The 22,656-nt window shown below is 64.1% G+C and carries 23 protein-coding genes and 2 pseudogenes; 13 read left to right on the plus strand and 12 right to left on the minus strand.

Annotation, left to right across the window (positions count from 1 at the left end; all coding sequences use genetic code 11):
- Nucleotides 1-7: 7 nt before the first annotated feature.
- Nucleotides 8-1,561: a glycerol-3-phosphate dehydrogenase/oxidase gene (locus B586_RS12430; RefSeq protein WP_156406768.1), complete on the minus strand. Its 1,554-nt coding sequence runs from the start codon at nt 1,559-1,561 to the stop codon at nt 8-10.
- On the minus strand, nt 1,561-2,130 hold the full coding sequence (locus tag B586_RS12435; protein WP_054879791.1) for a TetR/AcrR family transcriptional regulator: 570 nt from the start codon (nt 2,128-2,130) through the stop codon (nt 1,561-1,563). The genes B586_RS12430 and B586_RS12435 overlap by 1 nt, the downstream gene beginning before the upstream one ends.
- Nucleotides 2,131-2,177: 47 nt before the next feature.
- Here B586_RS12435 and B586_RS12440 point away from each other — a divergent pair, with 47 nt between their 5' ends.
- Together B586_RS12440 and B586_RS12445 are read left to right on the plus strand one after the other, a co-directional pair.
- Nucleotides 2,178-3,767 (plus strand): FAD-binding oxidoreductase, encoded by a 1,590-nt coding sequence (locus B586_RS12440; protein ID WP_054880928.1) that lies wholly within the window; start codon nt 2,178-2,180, stop codon nt 3,765-3,767.
- On the plus strand, nt 3,764-4,693 hold the full coding sequence (locus B586_RS12445) for a diacylglycerol kinase (RefSeq protein ID WP_054879790.1): 930 nt from the start codon (nt 3,764-3,766) through the stop codon (nt 4,691-4,693). Before B586_RS12440 ends, B586_RS12445 begins: the two co-directional genes overlap by 4 nt.
- Nucleotides 4,694-4,697: 4 nt before the next feature.
- Here B586_RS12445 and B586_RS12450 read toward each other — a convergent pair whose 3' ends face one another.
- From B586_RS12450 to B586_RS12460, 3 genes are all read right to left on the minus strand, one after another.
- The gene (locus B586_RS12450) at nt 4,698-5,210 is read right to left on the minus strand and encodes a DUF3145 domain-containing protein (protein ID WP_047314641.1); all 513 of its coding nucleotides are present in this window, start codon (nt 5,208-5,210) and stop codon (nt 4,698-4,700) included.
- 137 nt (nt 5,211-5,347) lie between these two features.
- Entirely contained in the window at nt 5,348-6,169 is an 822-nt protein-coding gene (locus B586_RS12455; protein ID WP_054879789.1) for a serine hydrolase domain-containing protein, read from the minus strand.
- Nucleotides 6,170-6,182: 13 nt separating this feature from the next.
- On the minus strand, nt 6,183-7,268 hold the full coding sequence (locus B586_RS12460) for a class I SAM-dependent methyltransferase (protein ID WP_054879788.1): 1,086 nt from the start codon (nt 7,266-7,268) through the stop codon (nt 6,183-6,185).
- A gap of 82 nt (nt 7,269-7,350) precedes the next feature.
- Here B586_RS12460 and B586_RS12465 point away from each other — a divergent pair, with 82 nt between their 5' ends.
- Nucleotides 7,351-8,436, plus strand: coding sequence for an S-(hydroxymethyl)mycothiol dehydrogenase (locus B586_RS12465; protein WP_054879787.1), 1,086 nt, complete (start codon nt 7,351-7,353; stop codon nt 8,434-8,436).
- Nucleotides 8,433-9,062 (plus strand): MBL fold metallo-hydrolase, encoded by a 630-nt coding sequence (locus tag B586_RS12470; protein WP_047314637.1) that lies wholly within the window; start codon nt 8,433-8,435, stop codon nt 9,060-9,062. The genes B586_RS12465 and B586_RS12470 overlap by 4 nt, the downstream gene beginning before the upstream one ends.
- Nucleotides 9,063-9,092: 30 nt before the next feature.
- Here the strand turns inward: B586_RS12470 and B586_RS12475 are convergent, their stop codons facing one another.
- Both B586_RS12475 and lnt read right to left on the minus strand, forming a co-directional pair.
- Nucleotides 9,093-9,674, minus strand: coding sequence for an SHOCT domain-containing protein (locus B586_RS12475; RefSeq protein ID WP_236971281.1), 582 nt, complete (start codon nt 9,672-9,674; stop codon nt 9,093-9,095).
- The gene (gene lnt / locus B586_RS12480; protein WP_054879786.1) at nt 9,671-11,179 is read right to left on the minus strand and encodes an apolipoprotein N-acyltransferase; all 1,509 of its coding nucleotides are present in this window, start codon (nt 11,177-11,179) and stop codon (nt 9,671-9,673) included. Before lnt ends, B586_RS12475 begins: the two co-directional genes overlap by 4 nt.
- Nucleotides 11,180-11,258: 79 nt before the next feature.
- On the opposite strand from lnt, the gene B586_RS12485 reads away from it, so the two are divergent.
- From B586_RS12485 to B586_RS12505, 7 genes and pseudogenes are all read left to right on the plus strand, one after another.
- The gene (locus B586_RS12485) at nt 11,259-12,212 is read left to right on the plus strand and encodes an SDR family oxidoreductase (RefSeq protein ID WP_054879785.1); all 954 of its coding nucleotides are present in this window, start codon (nt 11,259-11,261) and stop codon (nt 12,210-12,212) included.
- Nucleotides 12,213-12,582: 370 nt separating this feature from the next.
- Entirely contained in the window at nt 12,583-13,884 is a 1,302-nt protein-coding gene (locus tag B586_RS12490) for a cytochrome P450 (protein WP_054879784.1), read from the plus strand.
- A 273-nt stretch (nt 13,885-14,157) separates the two neighbouring features.
- The gene (locus B586_RS22765; RefSeq protein WP_418001137.1) at nt 14,158-14,337 is read left to right on the plus strand and encodes an FAD-dependent monooxygenase; all 180 of its coding nucleotides are present in this window, start codon (nt 14,158-14,160) and stop codon (nt 14,335-14,337) included.
- 479 nt (nt 14,338-14,816) lie between these two features.
- On the plus strand, nt 14,817-15,446 hold the full coding sequence (locus B586_RS12495) for a PPE domain-containing protein (RefSeq protein ID WP_236971405.1): 630 nt from the start codon (nt 14,817-14,819) through the stop codon (nt 15,444-15,446).
- Between the two features lie 83 nt (nt 15,447-15,529).
- Nucleotides 15,530-15,695, plus strand: a pseudogene (locus B586_RS22085) (hypothetical protein); the annotation flags it as partial.
- A 175-nt stretch (nt 15,696-15,870) separates the two neighbouring features.
- On the plus strand, nt 15,871-16,206 hold the full coding sequence (locus tag B586_RS12500; protein ID WP_414738711.1) for a YidH family protein: 336 nt from the start codon (nt 15,871-15,873) through the stop codon (nt 16,204-16,206).
- An 11-nt stretch (nt 16,207-16,217) separates the two neighbouring features.
- Complete coding sequence (locus B586_RS12505; protein WP_156166440.1) at nt 16,218-16,535, plus strand: DUF202 domain-containing protein; 318 nt, start codon at nt 16,218-16,220, stop codon at nt 16,533-16,535.
- Here B586_RS12505 and B586_RS12510 read toward each other — a convergent pair.
- From B586_RS12510 to B586_RS12530, 5 genes and pseudogenes are all read right to left on the minus strand, one after another.
- Nucleotides 16,532-17,160, minus strand: a pseudogene (locus tag B586_RS12510) (ion transporter). The gene B586_RS12505 and the pseudogene B586_RS12510 sit on opposite strands and share 4 nt — an antisense overlap.
- Complete coding sequence (locus B586_RS12515; protein ID WP_054879782.1) at nt 17,157-17,774, minus strand: class I SAM-dependent DNA methyltransferase; 618 nt, start codon at nt 17,772-17,774, stop codon at nt 17,157-17,159. The pseudogene B586_RS12510 and the gene B586_RS12515 overlap by 4 nt, the downstream one beginning before the upstream one ends.
- Nucleotides 17,775-17,784: 10 nt before the next feature.
- On the minus strand, nt 17,785-18,753 hold the full coding sequence (gene pip / locus B586_RS12520; protein ID WP_257720463.1) for a prolyl aminopeptidase: 969 nt from the start codon (nt 18,751-18,753) through the stop codon (nt 17,785-17,787).
- Nucleotides 18,754-18,857: 104 nt separating this feature from the next.
- Complete coding sequence (locus B586_RS12525; protein ID WP_054879781.1) at nt 18,858-19,235, minus strand: NYN domain-containing protein; 378 nt, start codon at nt 19,233-19,235, stop codon at nt 18,858-18,860.
- A gap of 30 nt (nt 19,236-19,265) precedes the next feature.
- A complete protein-coding gene (locus B586_RS12530) occupies nt 19,266-19,700 on the minus strand; it encodes a protease inhibitor I42 family protein (protein WP_054879780.1) in 435 nt (144 codons plus the stop codon).
- 97 nt (nt 19,701-19,797) lie between these two features.
- On the opposite strand from B586_RS12530, the gene B586_RS12535 reads away from it, so the two are divergent.
- Nucleotides 19,798-21,390, plus strand: coding sequence for a Na+/H+ antiporter (locus B586_RS12535; protein WP_054879779.1), 1,593 nt, complete (start codon nt 19,798-19,800; stop codon nt 21,388-21,390).
- Nucleotides 21,391-21,429: 39 nt separating this feature from the next.
- Nucleotides 21,430-22,632: an AAA family ATPase gene (locus B586_RS12540; protein ID WP_054879778.1), complete on the plus strand. Its 1,203-nt coding sequence runs from the start codon at nt 21,430-21,432 to the stop codon at nt 22,630-22,632.
- Nucleotides 22,633-22,656: the final 24 nt, after the last annotated feature.

Raw genomic sequence — 22,656 nt, forward strand, 5'->3', positions numbered from 1 at the left:
GCGCCATCTAATGACTGCCCAGCACGAGGAACTCCTCGGCCACACCGACAACCCGCTCACGGTCGCGCGGCACCAGACCGATCCGGGTCCGCCGGTCGAGGATGTCATCGACATCCAATGCACACTCATGGGTCACCGCGTATTCGAACTCCGCCCGAGTCACGTCGATGCCGTCGGCAACCGGCTCAGTTGGCCGCGCGCAAGTCGCGGTGGCGATGACGTTGAGCGCCTCAGCCCCATAACGTTGCACCAGCGATCTCGGCACACCAGCGCCTGGCCCCTGCTGCGGCCAACCGCGCGGCCCGGGATTGGCCGGTGCTCCGATCAGCGGTAGATCGCAGGTCCGGCACTTTGCGGCGGGCAGGTGTCGCAGGCCGATGGCGCGATCCAGGACATCCTGTGCCATGTAACGGTATTCGGTCAGCTTGCCGCCAATCACGCTGATGACGCCACAGGGCGACTCGACGACGGCGTGATCCCGCGACACATCGGCGGTACGACCCTCGCCGGTGTCGATCAGCGGCCGCAAACCAGCGTAGGCACCAATGACATCAGTGGTCCGTAGCGTCGCCCCCAACGCGGTGTTCACCGTGTCCAGCAGAAACGTGATCTCCTCCGAAGAGGGTTCGGGCACATCGGGAATCGGGCCTGGAGCCGCTTCGTCGGTCAACCCAAGGTAGACCCGATTTAGCTGTTCAGGCATGGCGAACACGAAGCGGTTGAGCTCACCAGGAATCGGAATCGTCAGCGCTGCAGTCGGATTGGCGAACGAGCTGGCATCAAAGACAAGGTGGGTTCCACGGCTAGGCCGCAACGTCAGCGATGGGTCGATCTCGCCGGCCCACACCCCGGCGGCGTTAATGACGGCAGCGGCCGATACCTCGAACGACTGTCCGGTGCGCTGGTCAGTCAACCGCACCGAGGTGCCGGTGGCCTCGGATGCGGCCACGTAGGTGAGGATCCTGGCGCCGTGTTGCGCCGCGGTGCGCGCGACCGCGATGACCAGTCGGGCGTCATCGATCAATTGCCCATCGTAGGCGAGCAATCCACCGTCAAGACCATCACGTCGAACCGCAGGAGCCATGTCCACGACGCGCTGGGCCCCAACCCTGCGCGATCGCGGCAGCGTCGACGATGGTGTACCCGCAAGCATCCGCAGCGCGTCGCCGGCGAGGAATCCGGCACGTACTAGCGCTCGCGTGGCGTGACCCATCGACGGCAGCAATGGAACCAGCTGCGGCATCGCGTGAACGAGATGAGGGGCGTTGCGCGTCATCAAGATTCCGCGCTCGATGGCGCTGCGCCGGGCGATTCCCACGTTGCCGGTCGCCAGATAGCGCAGACCGCCATGGACCAGTTTGGAACTCCAGCGGCTGGTGCCAAACGCCAGATCATGCTTTTCGGCCAGCGCCACCCGCAGGCCGCGCGACGCGGCATCTAGGGCAATTCCGACGCCGGTGATGCCTCCTCCGATCACGATGACGTCGGGCCGCTCGCCGTCGGCGAGCGCCTGCAGGTCGGCCGCGCGACGCGCGGCGTTGAGCGCCGCCGGGTTGGTCATCAGGACAGGTATCCGTTCAGCGAGTAGGCGAGTTCGGTGGCCAGCGCGTCGGCATCAAGAATCGGCCGAACGATCTGCTCCGACTGAATGGTCGACTGGGCGATCAGCAACACCATCGTGGCCATCTGCAGGGGGTCGCCGGTGCGGACGCTGCCGTGCCGCTGGGCCACTCGCAACCGGTCTGCAAGAGCGTCGATCAACATCTGCTGACTAGCCCCGAGGCGTTCGGTGATGTAGATCGGCGCCAGCTCCGAGTGCATCACCGACATCACCAGTTTGTCCTGACGCAGCAGATTAGCGACCGTAACAATCTGGTGCACAAGCGATTCGCGGTCGTCGCCGAGCAATGGCGCGTCGCGCAGCACGCCGGTGATGCGCTTGGTCAGCAGCGCCGCCACGATCGACCGGGTATCGGGCCACCGCCGGTACACCGTTGGCCGGCTCACACCCGCGCGCCGCGCTATCTCGGCAAGGGTCACCCGGTCCACGCCGAAATCGACGACACAGCTGGCCGCTGCCCGCAGTATCCGCTCCGCGGTATCCAATGGAGCGTTACTAATTGACAGCATATGTAATACTGTAACGCATGGCCCATGTTGAGGAACTCCTTCCGCCGATGAAATGGAACGCGTGGGGAGATCCGGCCGCAGCCACACCACTTTCCGAGGGGATCCGGTCTTTGCTAAAGCAGGTCCTGAACCTCGCGGAGCGAGAAGAAACCGAGCTTGATCCCGACCAGGTGCAGCTGCGCCCCTGCGCGTTATCGGAAGCGGATCACGATGCGCTGGCCGCGATCGTGGGCGCCGATTACTGCCGCACCTCCGACCGCGACCGGTTGTTGCACGCCGGCGGCAAGTCCACCCCGGACATGTTGCGGCGACAGGACACCGGAGTCCAGGATGCACCCGACGCGGTGTTGCTGCCCGGCGGCCCCGCAGGTGAGGACACCGTCGCCGCCATTTTGCGTTACTGCTCCGAGCACGGCATCGCGGTCATCCCGTTCGGAGGTGGCACCAACGTCGTCGGTGGGCTCGACCCATCCCGCGGCGGGTTCGATGCTGTGGTTTCCCTGGATTTGCGGCGTTTCAATCAGCTGCTCGCCCTCGATGAGGTGTCCGGCGCGGCCGAGTTGGGCGCCGGCGTCACCGGACCAGAGGCCGAACGTCTGCTCGGCGAACACGGTTTCTCGCTCGGCCATTTCCCACAGAGCTTTGAGTTCGCCACCATCGGTGGCTTCGCGGCGACCCGGTCGTCTGGCCAAGACTCGGCTGGCTACGGCCGGTTCAACGACATGATTCTTGGGCTGCGAATGGTCACCCCGGTGGGCACCATGGATGTGGGTCGCGCGCCCGAATCGGCCGCGGGTCCCGATCTGCGACAACTGCTGATCGGCTCCGAAGGCACCTTAGGCGTCATCACCCAGGTGCGGCTGCGCGTGCATCGCGCGCCGCAGGCCGTCCGTTACGAGGCGTGGTCGTTCCCGGATTTCGAGACCGGGGCTGCGGCGCTGCGGGCCGTCACTCAAAATGCCACCGGTCCCACCGTTATTCGGCTCTCCGATGAGGCCGAGACGGGAGTCAACCTGGCCACCACCGAGTCGATCGGCGAAAGCCAAATCACCGGCGGCTGCTTGGGAATCACCGTGTTCGAAGGCACCAAGGAACACGTCGAGAGCCGGCACGCCGAAACCAGTGCGCTGCTGGCGGCCCAAGGTGGCAGATCGCTGGGCGAGGGGCCGGCACAGGCCTGGGAGCGCGGCCGATTCGCCGCGCCATATTTGCGCGACGCCCTGCTCGCCGCGGGCGCGCTCTGCGAGACGCTCGAGACCGCCACCGAATGGTCCAACATTCCCGCGCTGAAGGCCGCGGTCACCGAAGCGCTGACCACGTCGTTAGCCGCCTCAGGCACACCGGCTCTGGTGATGTGTCACGTGTCGCACGTGTACCCCAGCGGCGCTTCGTTGTACTTCACAGTCGTCGCCGGGCAGCGGGGCAATCCGATCGAGCAGTGGCGGGCCGCCAAGAAGGCCGCTTCGGATGCGATCATGGCCACCGGCGGAACCATCACCCACCACCATGCGATCGGCACCGACCACCGGCCCTGGATGCGCGATGAGGTGGGCGATCTGGGTGTGCAGGTGTTGCGTGCGGTCAAGGCGACGTTGGATCCAGCCGGAATTCTCAATCCCGGCAAGCTGATTCCGTGACCCAATTACGCCAGCGTGAAATCGCCCATGTGACCGCGCTGACCAATCCCCTCTCGGGACATGGCAGTGCAATAGCGGCAGCGCGACGCGCGATCGCCCGGCTGCAGCAGCACGGCGTGGAGGTCGTGGAAATCATCGGCGATGACGCTGACGATGCGCGGTATCTCGTCGGCGCGGCACTCGAGAGGGGCACCGACGCGGTGGCGGTGACGGGCGGTGACGGCGTCATCTCCAACGCACTGCAGGTGTTGGCGGGCACCGATATTCCGTTAGGAATCATCCCGGCTGGAACCGGTAATGATCATGCCCGTGAATTCGGCATTCCCACAAATGATCCCGAAGCCGCCGCCGATATTATCGTCGATGGCTGGACGAAAACCGTTGACCTGGGCCGGATTCAGTGCGGCGAAGGCAGCAAGAAGTGGGGCAAGTGGTTCGGCACGGTAGCGGCAACCGGATTCGATTCCCTGGTGACCGATCGCGCCAACCGCATGCGCTGGCCACACGGACGATTGCGCTACTACCTGGCGATGGTCGCCGAACTGTCGCAGCTGCGACTCTTGCCGTATCGGTTGGTCCTCGACGGAACCCGGGAGATCGACACCGATATCACGCTTGCGGCCTTCGGCAATACCCGCAGTTATGGCGGGGGGCTGCTGATCTGTCCCAACGCCGATCACACCGACGGCCTGCTCGACATCACCATGGTGAACGAGGCATCCCGGACCAAGCTGATCCGGCTATTTCCCACCGTATTAAAAGGCACCCACATCAACCTGAACGAGGTCAGCACGGCGCGCGCCAAGTCAATCCACGTCGAGTGCCCCGGCATCAATGTCTATGCCGACGGTGATTTCGCGTGTCTGCTGCCCGCCGAGATCTCCGCGGTCGCCGGCGCGCTACAGATCCTTCGTCCCCACCGGTGACCGGTTAGCCGACCCCACGGCTGAGCCAGGTCACCTCACCGGCGTCGCCGCCGTCGCGGTACACCTCGAGCGCGTCGTCCCATGCCGTTCCCAGCACCGAGTCCAGTTCGGCGGCAAGTGTGTCGGCGCCGTGAGCCATCATTGCCCGCAGGCGCATCTCCCCGACCATGATGTCGCCGTTGGCGCTCATCGACCCGCTCCACAACCCCAGCTGCGGGGTATGACTGAACCGCTGGCCGTCGACTCCGGGACTGGGATCCTCGGTGACCTCGAACCGCAGCACCGACCACGAGCGCAACGCGTTGGCCAACCGGGCGCCGGTGCCCACCGGTCCGATCCAGTTGGTGACCGCACGCAGCTGCCCAGGCATCGCCGGCTGCGGTGTCCACACCAAGTTCGCCTTGGCTTGCAGGGTCGACGACAACGCCCACTCGACGTGCGGGCATACCGCCGCGGGTGAGGCGTGGACATACACCACGCCCGCCGTGGCGTCGGCGAATTGATTCGACGCACGCATCTGCTACTCCTTCGGTTCCACGAGGGACGTCTTCCCCAACGACCTGGTGAACCCCAAGAACGGATGCTTGCCGATATTTGTGTGTCTTGCGTGTCTATTGTGCCTTGTGAGACCCGTGTTGCGCTAGTCTGCAATCTCTATCGGGTGTATTCGGACAGCACGGCGTCGGAAATCGCTGGCCACAGCTGCAGTGCCCACTCGCCGAAATCGCGGTCCGTGAGGACCACCAGCACCAGCTCCGCCTCCGGATCTGCCCAGATAAAGCCGCCTGATTGGCCGAAATGGCCGTATGTTCGGGCCGAGTTGAGGGTGCCGGTCCAATGCGGTGATTTCGAATCCTTGATCTCAAAACCCAGTCCCCAATCGTTGGGCCGCTGCACGCCGTACCCGGGCAGCACGCCGTCCAAGCCGGGAAATTGCACAGACGTCGCGTCGGCGTGCATGTGCGCCGAGACCGTCGCAGGACGCAGCAAGTCAGTAGCGAATGCGGCCAGATCCGCTACCGTCGAGGTCGCCCCAAACCCGGCGGCCCACGCGCCATCCTCCAGCTTGGTGGCTGCCATCGCCAATGGCTCGAACACCGCCTCGGTGAGATAACGGCCGAATTCGATCCCCGACTCCCGCTGCACAGTCTCGGCCAGCACCCTAAAGCCGTAGTTGGAATACATCCGACGGGTGCCGGCCGGGGCCATCACGTACTTGGAGTGCATCGCCAAACCCGACGCATGCGCCAGTAGATGGCGAACCGTGGAGCCAGGCGGACCGGCCGCAGTGTCGAGGTCGACGACCCCTTCCTCGACGGCGATCTGCGCGGCACGGGCCACCAGCGGTTTGGTGACCGAGGCCAGCGCGAACACCTGCTCAGTGTCACCGTGAGCGGCCAGCACGCCGGTGGGTCCGACCACCGCGGCGGCGGCAGCCGGAACTGGCCAGTCGTCAAGTGCGTCCAGAACAGCCATTAGGTTAGGCGGGTCACTTTGTGGCCCCCTTATAGGCCACGTAGTAGTTGTTGATCGGGTCGGACTCGATCTCGACCACCCGCACGTCGTCAAATCCGGCGTCGCCGAGCATCGTGGTGGCCAGCTGCCTTCCCCACACCGCACCCAGTCCGGCACCCTGCAGCGCCAGAGACACCGTCATGCAGTGCATCAGCGAGGTCGTGTACAGGTAGGTGCTCATCGGGACGTCGACGTTGTCCTCGAGCTGGCTTGACGCCTTGATGTCGGCCATCAGGAGCACACCACCGGGTCGCAAGGCGCGATAGATGTTTTCCAGCACCCGTGCTGGTTGCGCCTGATCGTGGATGGCGTCGAAGACAGTGATGACGTCGTAGGCAGCAGCCTTAGCTAACTGGGCCAGATTGTGGCTCTCAAAGGCCGCGTTTCCCAAACCCAGTCGAGCCGCCTCGGCCGTGCCGACCGCGATGGCCTCGTCGGAAAAGTCGAGGCCGGTGAACCGGCTCGCGGGGAATGCCCGTGCCATCACGTTGACCGCGTGACCACTGCCGCAACCGAAATCGGCGACGTCGGCTCCAGACCGCAAGCGTTCCGGAAGGCCGTCGACCAAGGGCAGCACCACATCGACGAGCGCTGCATCGAACACCGCACCGCTCGTCTCGGCCATCAACGAGTGGAAGCGCGGAAATTCGCTGTAGGGCACACCACCGCCGTCGCGGAAGCACCCGATGATTTGCTGTTCGACCCCGCTGAGCAGCGGAATGAACTGAGCCACCAGGGCGAGATTGTCTGGCCCGGCCGCCCGCGTCAGCACGGCCGCGCGGTGGGCCGGTAACGAGTAGGTCTGAGCCTCGGCGTCGTAGTCGACGACGTGCCCGGTGGTCACGCCGCCCAGCCACTCCCGGACGTAGCGCTCGTTGAGCCCGGCGGCGTCGGCGATCTGGGTGCTGGTGGCGGGCGGCAGCCCGGCCATCGTGTCCAGCAGGCCGGTCTGATGTCCGACGCTCATGAGCAGCGCCAGACTGGCGCTGTCGATGGCCGCAACTATTCGCTCGGTGAATGCTTCAGTGGTTTCGGAGGCGGTCTCGGGTGCTCCATTCATATGCGCTGCTCCTCCTCATCGCTTCGCTCTGCATCGTCACCAGCGCTCATGCTCAGCGACGCTACACCGTAGGTTGGACGCCATGAGTCAGACAGTGCGCGGCGTGATTTCGCGAAAGAAGGGCGAGCCCGTCGAATTGGTGGATATCGTCGTCCCGGATCCCGGGCCAGGGGAGGCCGTGGTCGACGTCATCGCGTGCGGGGTGTGCCACACCGACCTGACCTACCGCGAGGGCGGCATCAATGACGACTACCCGTTCCTGCTCGGCCACGAGGCCGCCGGCACGGTCGAGGCCGTCGGGCCGGGCGTGACCACGGTCGAGCCGGGCGACTTCGTGATCCTGAACTGGCGCGCGGTGTGCGGGCAGTGCCGGGCCTGCAAACGCGGCAGGCCAAACTACTGCTTCGACACGTACAACGCCCAACAGAAAATGACGCTGACCGACGGCACCGAAGTTACCCCGGCGTTGGGCATCGGAGCCTTCGCCGACAAGACGCTGGTGCACTCCGGTCAATGCACCAAAGTCGATCCCGCGGCCGATCCGGCGGTCGCCGGCCTGCTGGGCTGCGGGGTGATGGCCGGGTTGGGCGCCGCGATCAATACCGCCGCCATGACCCGCGATGACACCGTCGCGGTGATCGGCTGCGGCGGCGTCGGGGATGCCGCGATCGCAGGCGCCGCACTGGTTGGCGCCAAGCGGATCATCGCGGTCGACACCGATGACACGAAACTGGATTGGGCCCGCACGTTCGGCGCCACCCACACCATTAACGCCCGCGAAATCGATGTCGTCACAACCATCCAGGACCTCACCGGCGGCTTCGGCGTCGACGTAGTGATCGACGCGGTCGGCCGGCCCGAAACCTGGACGCAGGCCTTCTACGCCCGCGACCTCGCCGGAACCGTTGTGCTGGTGGGTGTCCCGACGCCCGACATGCGCCTGGACATGCCGCTGCTGGACTTCTTCTCTCATGGCGGCTCACTGAAGTCATCGTGGTACGGCGATTGCCTACCCGAACGCGACTTCCCCACCCTGATTGACCTCTATCTTCAGGGCAGGCTTCCGTTGGACAAGTTCGTCTCCGAACGCATCGGGCTGGGCGACGTCGAAGACGCATTCCACAAGATGCACGGCGGTAAGGTGCTGCGCTCGGTGGTGATGCTGTGATTGAACGGGTGGTCACCCACGGGACCTTCGAACTCGACGGTGGCAGTTGGGAAGTCGATAACAACATCTGGATTGTCGGTGACGATACCGAGGTCGTGGTTTTCGACGCCGCCCACGCTGCGGCGCCGATACTGGCGGCAGTCGATGGCCGCAACGTGGTTGCGGTGGTGTGCACGCACGGCCACAACGATCACATCACAGTGGCTCCCGAGCTCGGCGAAGCGCTCGACGCGCCCGTGCTGCTTCACCCCGGCGATGAGATGCTGTGGCGAATAACGCATCCGAGCAAGGACTTTCGCACTGTTTTCGACGGCGATACGGTGCGTGTCGCCGGCACCGAGTTGCGAGCGCTACACACCCCGGGCCACTCCCCCGGATCAGTGTGCTGGTATGCCCCCGAGTTGGGCCCTGGAACGAGTGTGGTGTTCAGCGGCGACACCTTGTTCTCCGGAGGGCCGGGCGCTACCGGACGTTCGTTCTCCGACTTCCCGACAATTCTGCAGTCCATCTCAGGGCGACTCGGCGTGCTGCCCGGCGACACCGTCGTCCACACCGGCCACGGTGACAGCACCACGGTGGGTGACGAGATCATCCACTACGAAGAGTGGGTAGCGCGAGGCCACTAGAGCCCGCCTACCCGCGAGCGCGCTCGCGGTCTAAGGGTGGGGGGTCTCCGCTACCACCGCCGAGACCACCTTCTGCCGGGTGCGGGCCACCCAGGTCACCGACAGCGCCACATCGATCAGGCCGACCACGAACACCGCAACAAACACCCAGACCAGAAAGCCGTATGAACTTTGATGGCCGAAGGCCAGTCGCGGGTTAATGAATCCGCCGATCTGGCCGTCGGTGGTGACGTTGTAGTTACCGTCGGCGGGAATCTGAACCATCCACACCCGCACATGTGCATCGTTGTTGACTGTTGTTGTGCTGCCGATACTTTCCATCACCACCGGTTGCGGCACACCGTCGGGCGGGGTGATGGTAACTCCAAGCGGTGGCACCGGAAGGCCGCCGCCGTTGGTTCCGCCGACCACCACGGTGTGCAGGCTGACACTGACTTGACCGGCGGGCAAGTGCAGGCTGCCCGATCCCGGGATAGGCACCTCGCCGTAGGCGTTGTACTTGTCCAGAAAGAATGCGTTGAGCACCAAGGAGACGACAAAACCGGCGACCGACACCACCAACATCGCGATGGCGACCGCCAGCGAAATCCTGGCGGGCCGTCTGCTCTTCATCCACGCAGTGTGTCATCGCGAGGGAAGCGGCGCCAACGAAACAGCGCAAAGCCCAGGATCGCGAACGCCGGCACCAGAACCCCGTCCCCTAGCCGTTGATACAGGGTGGCACTCGATGCCAACGAGACGGTGACTACGACCACACCCTGGTAGCCCGACGGGCACCACGCCAGCCGACGCCCCCGGGCGTCGAAGGCCGAGCTATCGCCCGACAATCCGACGTGCACCGCCGGACGGCCCACCTCGGCGGCGTGCACCGCCGGCAAAGCGGCCAGCTGCGGCTGCGCCCAAGTCCCTTGAAAAGTTGAAGTGGAACTCTGATACACCAGCAGCTCGGCGCCGAGCTGCACCTCACGACGGGCAAGGTCGGAGAACGTTGTCTCGTAGCTGATCAACGGCCCGATCACGAGCGTGCCCGGTGAGCTAATTCGCAGCGCCACCGGCCCAGTTCCCCGTTGCCGGTCCTCGGCGGCGGCCTTGGTGTAGCGGGTGATCCAGCCGAAAACGGGCCGGAGCGGCACATATTCACCGAACGGAACCAGGCGGGATTTCTGGTAGCTACGCAGCGTTGCGCGTTCCCCGACGAGCGTCGCGGACTTGTAGATTCGGCCGCTCGGTGCCGCAGCGTCGACGTTGACCAGCAGGTCGGCTCCCACCTGCCGTGACAAATCGGCGAGCCGGGCCAGGACCTCGGGGTGGCTGGTGAGGTCTTGTCCAACGCTGCTTTCTCCCCAAACCACCAAATCCGGCCGCTGGCCCGCAACCGTTGCGGTGAGCGTCTCACTGGCCGCCTGCCGCGCGCGCGAGTCAACAATGCTGCCTGGCTGCACCAGCGCCACCCGCACCGTCGGACCGCGAGCCGGTGCCGGACCCAGCAGGTACCAGGCCGGGCCAACTCCTGCGCACGCCACTACGCACGCCAGCGCGATGAGTCGACCGCGCATCTCACGGTGCACGATCATGCCGGCAATGGCAGTGTTGGTGGCAACCAAGAGAAAACTCGTCAGCCACACCCCGCCCAATGCGGCCGACGCCAGCGTGACGGGCTGGTTCCACTGCGATCCGCCCAGCGACGTCCACGGGCCACCCAACCAAGGCACGGACCGCACCGCTTCGGCCGCCACCCATGCGCTGGGCAACACCACCAGCGCGGCAACCGTGCGGCCCACGGTGACAGGCGCCGACAACAGTCGGTGCGCGAGCCAACCCCACGGCAGCCATAGCGCACCGAATCCGACGGCAAACACCGCCAGCATGGGGCCAATGCTGGTTGCCAGCCAGTGCTGGGTAGTCAGCACAAACCCACCGGCACCCAACCAGGCTCGTATGGCAGCTGCCCGCGGCGTCGGCGCGGCGCGCACCACCAACAGCAGCGGCACCACACCGAACCAGGCCAGCCACCACCACGCCGGCGCGGGGAAAGCGACGGCAGGCACTACGCCGACCGCCAACGCGGCCGCCCGGCCGAGGATTTGCTCTCGACACGCTGCCGAGCATGCGACCATGCCGTCAGAATGCCGCCCGGATTCACCGACGGCCAGGCGAAGAGCACACTAAGAGCCATCAAGTAAAGGAGTGATACGCATGGCCAACGATCTCGTCGCCACCGTGCCCGATCTGTCGGGCAAGCTGGCAATCGTCACCGGGGCAAACAGCGGTCTGGGATTCGGGCTGGCCCGGCGGCTGTCGGCGGCCGGCGCCGACGTCGTGATGGCGATCCGCAATCGCGCCAAAGGCGAGGCGGCGATCAAAGAAATCCACGCGGGAGTCCCCGACGCCAAGCTGGCCATCAAATCCCTCGACCTGTCGTCACTGGCCACCGTTGCGGCCTTGGGCGAACAACTCAACGCCGAGGGCCGCCCCGTCGACATTCTGATCAACAATGCCGGCGTCATGACGCCGCCGGAGCGCGACACCACCACCGACGGCTTCGAGTTGCAGTTCGGCAGCAACCATCTCGGACACTTCGCGCTGACCGCACACCTGTTGCCGCTGTTGCGTGCCGCCAAGGGCGCGCGCGTGGTCTCGCTAAGCAGCTTGGCAGCCCGCACCGGCCGCATCCACTTCGACGACCCGCAGTTCGAAAAGTCCTACGCGGCCATGCCGGCCTACGGCCAGTCAAAGCTGGCGGTCTTGATGTTCGCCCGTGAGCTGGATCGCCGCAGCCGCGAGGCGGGCTGGGGAATCACGTCCAACGCCGCGCATCCCGGCTTGACCAAGACCAACTTGCAGATCACTGGACCCTCGCATGGCCGGCAACGGCCCGCACTCATGGAGCGTTTATACAAGACGTCATGGCGTTTCACGCCGTTCCTGTGGCAAGAGATTGACGAGGGGATTCTGCCCGCGCTGTACGCGGCCGCCACACCGCAGGCCGAGGGCGGCGCGTTCTATGGACCGCGCGGCATCTACGAGGCGGCCGGCGGCGGCGTCGCACCGGCCAAGGTGCCCAAGCGAGCCAGCAACGACAGTGATTGCCGGCGACTGTGGGAGCTTTCCGAGCAGCTCACCGGGGTCAGTTACGCAACACCGAACTAGCCCCTCGGCTTCAGCGAATCGTGCCGACACCGGCGATCAACAGAAGGTCAAGCGGGGGTAACCCAGCCCGGTCGCAACTCGTTGACCGCCGGGCGCGCCGCGGTGGTGCGCTCGGTGGGAGTCTCGCACGCTTCGGTGATGGGCTCGATCCAGTTCGGCCGGGTTCAGCGGCATCGTCGGCCAGACCCATGGCGTCATCGCACCATCTACCCCACGAAACCGGTGCCCCAGACAACTACCCGCTTTGAGCCGCGTTCCGACCACGTTGTCTGCACAGCACGCCACCTGATCTACCGGCAGCCGTTGATCCATGGGTTTAGGCTCGCGGTGTCACTCCTTCACAGGCGAAGCGGGACCTAGGAGGGTCTAGATGGGCCTCAAGACAGGCATTGCGCCTCGACTGAACGGGGCAATACCACCTGAGGTTCCCCGTGCCGACATCCGTCTCGGCTCGTTCGATTTCTGGGAGCGCGACGACGACTACCGCGATGGTGCTTTCGCAACCTTACGCCGAGAGTCCCCGATCTCGTTCTGGCCCGCACTCGAGATGGAAGGGTTCATAGCAGGCGAGGGGCATTGGGCTCTAACCAAGCTCGACGACGTCTTCTACGCGAGCCGCCATCCGGACATTTTCAGCTCCAGCCCCAACATTACGATCGGCGACCAGACACCGGAGATAGCCGAATACTTCGGCTCGATGATCGTGCTTGACGATCCACGACATCAGCGGTTGCGGTCAATCGTGAGCCGAGCGTTCACCCCAAAGGTGGTGGCCCGCATCGAGGCATCGGTGCGCGAGCGGGCCCATCGGTTGGTCGCGTCGATGATCGCCAATCACCCCAACGGAGAAGCCGATCTGGTGAGCGAGCTCGCTGGACCGCTACCGCTGCAGGTTATCTGCGACATGATGGGGATTCCTGAGGAGGACCATCAGCGCGTATTCCACTGGACGAACGTGATTCTGGGGTTCGGCGACCCTGACTTGTCGACCGACTTCGAGGAATTCACTCACGTTTCGATGGACATCGGCGGCTACGCGAGCGCGCTGGCCGAGGACCGCCGCATCAATCATCACGACGATCTCACCACCGCCCTGGTGGAAGCCGAGGTCGACGGCGAACGACTCTCGTCATCGGAGATCGCCTCGTTCTTTATCCTGCTGGTGGTGGCCGGCAACGAGACGACGCGCAATGCGATCAGCCACGGCGTGCTAGCACTGTCCCGCTATCCCGAGGAACGGGACAAGTGGTGGTCTGACTTCGACGGTCTGGCACCCACCGCCGTCGAGGAGATTGTGCGGTGGGCCTCGCCGGTGGTCTACATGCGGCGCACCTTGAGCCGGGACATCGAACTGCGCGGCACTAAGATGGCCGCCGGAGACAAGGTCTCACTGTGGTACAACTCCGCCAACCGCGACGAGTCAAAGTTCGCTAATCCATGGGCTTTTGACGTCGAACGCAACCCCAATCCGCATGTCGGTTTCGGCGGCGGCGGTGCCCATTTCTGTCTAGGCGCGAACCTGGCTCGGCGCGAGATCAGAGTCGTGTTCGACGAATTACGCCGCGAAGTACCCGACATCGTCGCGGCAGAGGAACCAGCACGCCTGTTGTCGCAATTCATCCGCGGCATCAAGAGTCTGAACGTCACCTGGACTCCGAATTCTGGGCGCTGAGGCCAACTCCCACCCTTCTCACTCTCAACATGCAGCGGACCCGGGGGCTGCTGGAGCGGTTCAGCACAGTCGGCACCGAACCGGCTGCCCGATTCCCGTTCGGCGGCGTGCATCTGGACTTCACGCACCTTGTCGACCCCCCGATGCGGGGCCGAACTTTGAGACAGCATGCACCGGGCACTCGGTGCAAATCTCCCGTTAGGAGACCCTATTCGGTTGTCTCGCTTTCGTTTCCAAGCTCGACACGCCGAGCGATATTGAGACGGGCGAATTCTGCTGGCAGGCGATGCGGCCCATCTTTTCCCGGCCGGAAGCGAGGCTCTTAACGCCGGGCTGCTCGATGCGGTCAACCTGGCCTGGAAGCTGGCCGCCGCTATCCGATGCCATGACATCACCGTGCTCACGCTGCAGGTAGCGCTCTCCGGCTGGTTCGGCGCACCCATGGAAACCTGATCTGCAGCCGCAGCCCACCCGCAGCCGAAGGGTTCACTGGCCTCCGCCAAAAAGAGGACAAAGATTTCATCCGCCCAATCCGGTATTTATCCGATCTGCCTGCGGCCATCGCTAGCCGATAGTGGTCAGGGCCAGTCACTTCGTGTAGCCACCACCGGCGGTGCAGACAGGGCACGTGACCGGTCGTTGAGTATCCCGGGTGCATTGCTGGGTTTCTTTGAGAGAAGCGGAGTTTGCATGTCTTTGTGGCCGTAAACACCTGGTCGTTACGTCAAGAGCCGTTGACCTGAAGAACATCAGTAAAGTAATGCGGGATTTCAGGGATGCGGCGACGAAAAGTGTTGTGCCCCAGTCAAGCGACTGTGTCAAAGTTGGTGGCGAAACCGACAACACCCAAGCCGTCCAGTGATCTAGCCACCGCAAATATCAACCCCCACGAGTGCCAGCAGTCGTGACCAGCCGAAGGGAACGAAGAGATGATGCCTGACCGGCGACCATCAGCGAACAATAACTCCGACAACCCGTTTGGCGGTCCTAGTTGTCAGTTGCTCTATGCCAATCTACCCCCAGAGGTTAACTCGCGTAACATATGTGACGGCCCTGGTTTTTATGTGCTATGGGACGTCATCCACCGTTTCGAGGCGTTGGCTGATCTAATGCCTCTCAGATCTGAGTCGTTGAAGGACTGGGGCCAGGCGCTGCAAGCACAATGGTCAGGTGATTCGGCGACACGGATGGCCGAGACAGCCAAGAAGTTTCAGCTGTGGCTGGATGTCTTCTCGCTAGAGGCCGCGCATGCTGCCCTTAAGGTCCGTGACATCGTGCGAGCCTATCAAGAAGCATATCGTGCGATGAGGTCCCCGGTAGAGGTTGCCGATAACCGTAATCAGCGGGAGACTCTGGTGGCAGAGCAGGGTTCTGGGTTAGCGCGACACGATGAGGCGATCGCGGCACTCGATCGGGAATATGAGATGTTCTGGGCCGAGGACGTCGAGGTGATGTGTCGCTATGAGGAGCGCGTGCGCGAAGCGTTGGCGGCCATGCCTTCGTGGCCTGAGCCGCCGCCGGCGGATCCTGTGCTAGCTAGGATCCACGTACGTGGCGGGTGACCGCCTACTTCGTGTTCGACGACACGGAAATGCTTGTCTGCGAACGTATTTACTTCGACACGCCGACCATGATGAAACAGCTGCTGAGCCCGGTAACCGTCACCGTTGTCGATTGTGGGACAGCCCATTTGGCCGAGGTGTAGCTGCGCGCTCCGATGGCCGTGGACACCGCTGCCGTCGCCAAGCACCGTCATCTGCCTGCTCCAAGCCGCCAACGGCCGGCCCCTGACCGGCTCGGCGCATCGCTGACCCAACGGTTTAGCTGGAGCCGGCCCGCGACCGGCTAATGCAGCGTGGCCAGCCATGCCGTTGAGTAGACTCTGTCGACGGCAAACACCATTCCCTGATACGCCCTGCGAGGTACCTCGTGGCCGATAACACCACCACGCCCGCCGACCAACAACGCACCGACGGCGAAGCAGAGATCGAACCCGACTATCGGTTCACCCTGGCCAACGAGCGGACTTTCCTGGCCTGGCAACGCACCTCACTGGGTCTGCTGGCCGCTGCAGTCGCCCTAGTTCAGCTCGTTCCGGAGCTGACCGTTCCCGGCGCGCGCCGGGTGCTTGGTGTGGGGCTCGCGGTGCTGGCCACCCTCACTAGCGGAATGGGGTTACTGCGTTGGCGGCAGGCGGATCGCGCCATGCGTCGTGGCCTGCCATTGCCCCGTCACCCCACCCCCGGCTACCTCGCGCTAGGTCTCAGCCTGGTCGGAATCATCGCGCTGGTATTGGTAATCGCCAAGGCGGTCATGAGTTGAGCCAGGCAACGATGGGCGATCGGCCGGATCCCGGGCTACAGCCGGAGCGGACCGCGCTGGCCTGGACCCGGACCTCTTTTGCGTTGCTGGTCAACGGCGCCATGCTGACGTTCAAGAACGTGCACGGTGCCGACGGACTAACGATGCTGATTCCGGCCGAGTTGGCGACCGTCGCGGCGTCATGCTCCTACGTGATCGCTTTACAACGCCAACGAGCGTTGGCACAACGCCCAATCCCCGCACGCATCACTCCACGCCGCCAGGTGCACATCGTCGGGATATCGGTGCTGGTGCTCACAGCTGTGACCGCGTTCGCTTTATTGCGCTAGCGCCCGGCGTTAACCTCAGCGCTAGGAGCCATGTTGCGCAGCTCGTCAGACAGCCTCCGGATTTCGTCCCGAAGCTCACTGATGTGGGCAGCCGTAATAGCCTGATACGCCGAATCTGTTTCCGATACACGCTGAACTATCCACGAGGCCAGCGATGCAGTGACCACACCGACGAGGCTGATACCGCCGATCCACCCGGTTGGGTGCGTTCCTGATCGAGGATGGCGAGCGAGCCCACGTAAATCAACAGAACGACACCGGAAATGGTGTATATGAGAATGCGGCCGCGCACGGCATTACCAATGGCCTTCTGCAACGCACCGACGAGGACCACCAACCGCAACAACCGCAGTGGCCGCATGACTGGCAGGGCAACAATAAGCAGATCAACTAGGTGGCACAGAAACCATTGTCTGTGGTCTGCTGCCAACATCCAACGAACCAAGTAGTCGATGACAAACAGACTCCATGCAATCCAGCCCACCGCCCAAAGAACGCGCCCCTCGTGACCATGTGGTCGGCTCAACACTTCGATCGAGTAGATGATCAGGAAAGCAATAGCAACCAGGGCCAGTGGCCACTCGGTGCGCTGCTCCCAGCGCTCCCCTGGTGTTTGCTTGGTCATGCGGCTGGCCCTCCAACTCGTCGCGCAAGCCAGATAGTGTGATGGCCGCAACTGGGATCTTCCACGACGTGCAGGTGCACGTCGAACCCATTATCGTGCAGAAGCTCGCGATATTCGGCAGTGTCAAGGCTTGCGTGATAGAGCGGCTCGCCCCGATAACTGCCGATCTGTTCGCCGGCCGACGAGCCGCTGGTGAACATCAGCGCCGCACCGGCTGCGGCGTGGCGCCTAAAGATCGGGAACATCCGGCGTTGGTCAGCCTCGGGTAGATGAAAGAAGCTGTCCCAAGCGATAATTCCATTGAATGCGCGGCCGAGGGCGAGGGTTCTCATGTCCACGACATGCCATTCATGGTCGGGGAAGCGATCCGCGCACCTGGTGATCATTGCGCTGGATCCATCCACACCGGTCACCTGGCAGCGACGTTCGGTGAGGTAGCGGGCAATCGGCACACCGGTTCCGCAGCCGATGTCAAGCACTGTGGGCTCGTGCGGAAGCAGAGCCAGAAATCGATCGAGCCACGCCTGTTCGACTAGCCGATTGCCACGATCACGGGACCATGCGCCCGCATGACGTTGGTAAATATCGATAATCCGTCCATCGGCAGATCCCATGGCTAGCAATCTAGGGTGCCTCAGCGAATCGGTCGAGCGCGTCGACGCCACGATCGGACATCGCGCCACCAGCGGCGTGTCCAGCCTCGGCGACAATGTGCAGCTGCGCTGCGGACCAACGCTGCGCGAGTTGCCACGGGATGTCGGGTGGGCTACTCAGATCGAGGCGACCGTGAATAAGCGCTGCCGGGATATGAGCGATCTTGCTGACATTGCCCAGCAGTTCGCCTTCAGCACGCCACGCACCGTGAAGCCAATAGTGAGTAACCAAGCGCGCGAAGCACATTCGGAACAATGGATCAGAGTACTGGGGATTGGGACGGCGTACGGGTCCGAGGTTAACGTGGTTTTCCTCCCACTCGCACCAGTCCCGCGCCGCCTTCTCCCGCACGGCTGGATCGGGATGGTTGAGCAGCCGCGCATACGCCGCAACGAGGTCGCCATCCCGGTCGGCCTCGGGCAGCCCGTCCCGGAAACGGGACCACTCGGCGGGGAACAGCCGCCCCACGTCACGGGTGATCCAGCGCACCTCGTGCGGGCTGGTGGTGGTGACCGCCGTCAGCACCAACGCAGTGACACGCTCGGGGTATTGCTCGGCATAGGCCAACGCCAAGGTAGTGCCCCACGACCAGCCCGCCAGCACCCACCGATCCACGCCGAGATAGGTCCGAAGCCGCTCGATGTCGGCGATCAGGTGATCGGTGGTGTTAGCGCCAAGGTCGACCGCGGGATTGCTGGCATGCGGTGTGCTGCGTCCGCATCCCCGCTGGTCAAAGAGCACAACACGATACTTCTTAGGGTTAAATGGCTGACGCATTCCCGGCACGCATCCTGAACCGGGACCGCCGTGCAGCGCTAATGCCGGTACACCCGTTGGATTGCCGCAGGTCTCCCAATAAATGCGGTTGCCATCTCCCACGTCGAGCATGCCTGACTGGTACGGCTCGGTCGCTGGATACAGGTTTCGACGATCCCCCACAGCGCCTCAAGGTATCAACAGCTGCACCACCCGTGCTGGCTGGCGAGGTGAGGCTTTATCTGGATTGCGATAGCACATGCGCTATCACTTTCCGCGCTCATCGGTTAGCCGAACGAGTCGATGTGTTTACGAAAGCGTGCCGCCGAATAGACGGATGCGCCCGCCTGCTGGACCCGGTCGGTCAACGTGCTATCGGATGTCACGACACGGATTTCTTGAGGTTCCGGGTCGGCGTGCACCAACCGGACGATCTCGTCGTCGGCCGAGTTGGGGAATGCCTCGGGCGCGTGCGCAATCGCAACCATCGATGAGCGAATGGGGGGCGACGGCGGCCGCTCAAACACCACTGTCACGTCATTGCCTTCGACCGATACCCAGCGCTCGAGCTTGTCCACCAACCCGACCATTGCGCCCCAACGGTCCTTCCACCAGCCGTCCGGGCGAGTCCCGATCACGTTCATCGCGTCGACTATCCACCGCACACATCCGACGGTACGGCGTCCTGGGTTGCCCTAGTGCACCGTCACCTTGGCCGTGACCGTACACACCGGTGCGGCAGCGCTGTCCACGACGCTGGCGTAGTTGTCGACGATCGCCGCAGTGCCTGCCTTCAACGCCGTGAACGTCCAAACCTCGGTGCCAGGCGCTCCCATCAAACCAGAGGTCGATCGGACAAACTCGTGACCGGTTTGCTTCACGACGGTGGCATCGTCGATCTTGGCGTCCGCCGACCACCGGTACGGGGTGGTGTGGTTCGAGCCCAACGTCACTTTCAGCGTGTCGCCAACCGCCAGTGTCATGTCTCGAGAAATGGTGCTCTGGTTCAGGACGTCGTCCATGGGGACGTCGATGGTTTTGGTTGCCGGCGGGCTCCCGGTGGATCCCGTGCAGCCCAACACCGCCGATGAAACGAGCATGGCGACCATCACCAGACCCATGGTCTTCATAAGAACCACCCCTCTAATTCCGGCTCGGAGCCTAGTCCGTTGCGCGGGATGGGGCGCGCCAACGCGGCCGCCCGCCCACGTACGGCAGGATGGGCTGGTGTTTGGGCTTGTCATTGTCGTTGTGCTCGTCTCCACCGTCATCGTGGGAACGGTCTTGGGACGGCGCTATCGCGTGGGTCCCCCAGTCCTGCTTATTGTGCTCGGCGCCCTGCTGGGTCTGATCCCTGCGTTCGGTGGTGTTCGGATCAACGGGGAGATGGTGCTGCTGCTATTCCTGCCGGCGATCCTCTATTGGGAAAGCATGAACACCAGCTTTCGCGAGATCCGCGCGAACCTACGCGTCATCGTGTTTCTCAGCATCGCCCTAGTGATTGCCACCGCGGTTGCGGTGTCGTGGACAGCGCGAGCGCTCGGTATGGAGTCGCACGCAGCGGCGGTGCTCGGCGCCGTGCTCTCCCCCACCGACGCCGCTGCCGTGGCCGGTCTGGCCAAGCGGTTGCCACGCCGGACCCTCACCGTGCTGCGCGCTGAGAGCATCATCAACGACGGGACCGCGCTGGTCTTGTTCATCGTGACTGTCCACGTCGCGGTTGGTGGGGCCGCGATCGGACCCATTGATTTGGTCGTCCGATTTATTGGCTCCTATCTGGGCGGTATCGCCGCCGGGCTACTAGTCGGCGGACTGGTAACCCTGCTGCGTCGTGGAATCGACGCCCCGCTCGAGGAAGGAGCCTTGAGCGTGCTGACGCCGTTCGCGGCGTTCTTGTTGGCCCAATCGATCCACTGCAGCGGTGTGGTCGCGGTCATGGTGTCGGCGCTAGTGCTCGCTTATTCGGGACCGGTCGTGATCCGGGCACGTTCCCGGCTGCAGGCATATGCATTCTGGGATATTGCAACGTTCCTGATTAACGGCTCGTTGTGGGTGTTTGTCGGAGTCCAGATCCCGGGCGCGCTGCGCGGAATATCCAACGTCGGGGGTGGGCTGCACCACGCCGCGTTTATTACTCTTGCCATCACCGGCGTCATCATCGTGTCTCGAATTTTCTGGGAAGAATTCACCACCGTGCTGATTCGTGTCATCGACCGCCGCGAGGTGCAGCGCACCCGTCGAGTCGGCTGGCGTCAGCGCATCGTTACCGCCTGGGCAGGATTCCGCGGTGCGGTGTCACTGGCCGCCGCGCTGGCCGTCCCGTTGACCACGCTCAGCGGCGCGCCATTCCCAGACCGCAACCTGATCATTTTTGTCGTGACGATGGTCATTCTGGTGACCGTGCTCATCCAAGGGAGCACGCTGCCCGCCGTCGTTCGCTGGGCCCGGATGCCCGAAGATGTTGCCCACGCTGACGAATTGCAATTGGCCCGCAGTGTTGGCACTCAAACCGCTCTCGATGCCTTGCCGGCGGTGGCCAGCGAACTTGGGGTCGGCCCGAAGCTACTGAGCCGCCTACAGAAGGAGTACGAAGAACACGCCGCAGTGGTCAGCGCCAACGACGACGATTCGGCGACAAACGATCTGGTTAAACGAAGCGATCTGGTGCGGCGGGTACGTCTTGGCGTGATCGAGCACCAGCGCCGGGCGGTCACTGACCTTCGAAACCAGAACCTCATCGACGACATCGTGCTGCGCGAGTTGCAGGCCGAGCTGGATCTCGCGGAGGTGCAACTTCTCGACGCTGCCGATACCGACTAACCGCACGGCATGTCGGTCCCCGACCGTACAGTCGGGCCCATGTTGCAGACAGTGGCGATTCGCGGATACCGCTCGCTGCGCGAGGTAGTCCTGCCGCTGGGTCAGCTGTCGATCGTCACCGGGGCCAACGGCGCAGGAAAGTCGTCTCTGTACCGCGCCCTGCGGCTACTGGCAGGGTGCGGCCGCGGCGAGGTGATCGGCTCCCTCGCTCGTGAGGGCGGGCTGCAGTCTGCGCTGTGGGCCGGGCCCGAGGACCTGGGCGCCGCCCGACGCACCGGGAAGGCTGAGGGCAGCCTACGCACTCGGCCCGTATCACTCGAACTAGGCTTCGCTGCAAGTGATTTCGGCTATCTGGTAGACCTAGGCATCCCGCAATCAGCCGGGCATAACTCGGCCTTCTCCCGCGATCCAGAGATTAAACGGGAAGCGGTGTTTGCTGGCCCGGTACTGCGGACCAGCACCACGCTGGTCCGCCGGACCCGGGACTTTGCCGAGGCCAGCGCGGACTCCGGCCGCGGTTTCACCGAGCTGTGCCGGTCGTTGCCGTCGTACCGCAGCGTGCTAGCAGAGTATGCCCACCCGCACGCACTTCCCGAACTGGCAGCCGTGCGTGAGCGGCTACGCGGATGGCGGTTCTACGACGGCTTCCGCGTTGACGCGACGGCACCCGCGCGGCACCCGCAGGTGGGGACCCGCACCCCAGTGCTTGCCGACGACGGCAGTGATGTGGCCGCCGCGCTGCAGACGATTATCGAGACGGGGTTCGATGATCTAAGTCGCGCCGTCGCGGACGCCTTCGCTGGAGCCACGGTCTCGGTCGCGGTCCACGACGGGCTGTTCGACCTTCAGCTGCGGCAGCGCGGCATGCTGCGCCCGCTGCGTGCGGCCGAGTTATCCGACGGCACATTACGATTCCTGCTGTGGGCCGCCGCACTGTTGAGCCCGCGAGCGCCATCGCTCATGGTGCTCAACGAACCGGAAACCTCGCTGCACCCCAACTTGGTGCGTCCGCTTGCAGGGCTGATCCGCACCGCGGCCGCACGGACTCAAGTTGTGGTGGTCACCCACTCCCGGTCGCTGCTGGAGTTCCTCGACACCGTGCCCGTGGCGGAGGCCGGCCCGCCCGGTACCGACGCTGGCGACCAAGCAGTCGAGATCGAGCTGTACAAGGAGTGGGGTGAGACCCGTATCAGCGGGCAGGGCTTGCTGACGACACCGCGATGGGACTGGGGTAAACGCTGAATAGCACAGAAATTTCCCAACAGG

The sequence above is a fragment of the Mycobacterium haemophilum DSM 44634 genome (assembly GCF_000340435.2).
GTDB classification, from domain to species: domain Bacteria; phylum Actinomycetota; class Actinomycetes; order Mycobacteriales; family Mycobacteriaceae; genus Mycobacterium; species Mycobacterium haemophilum.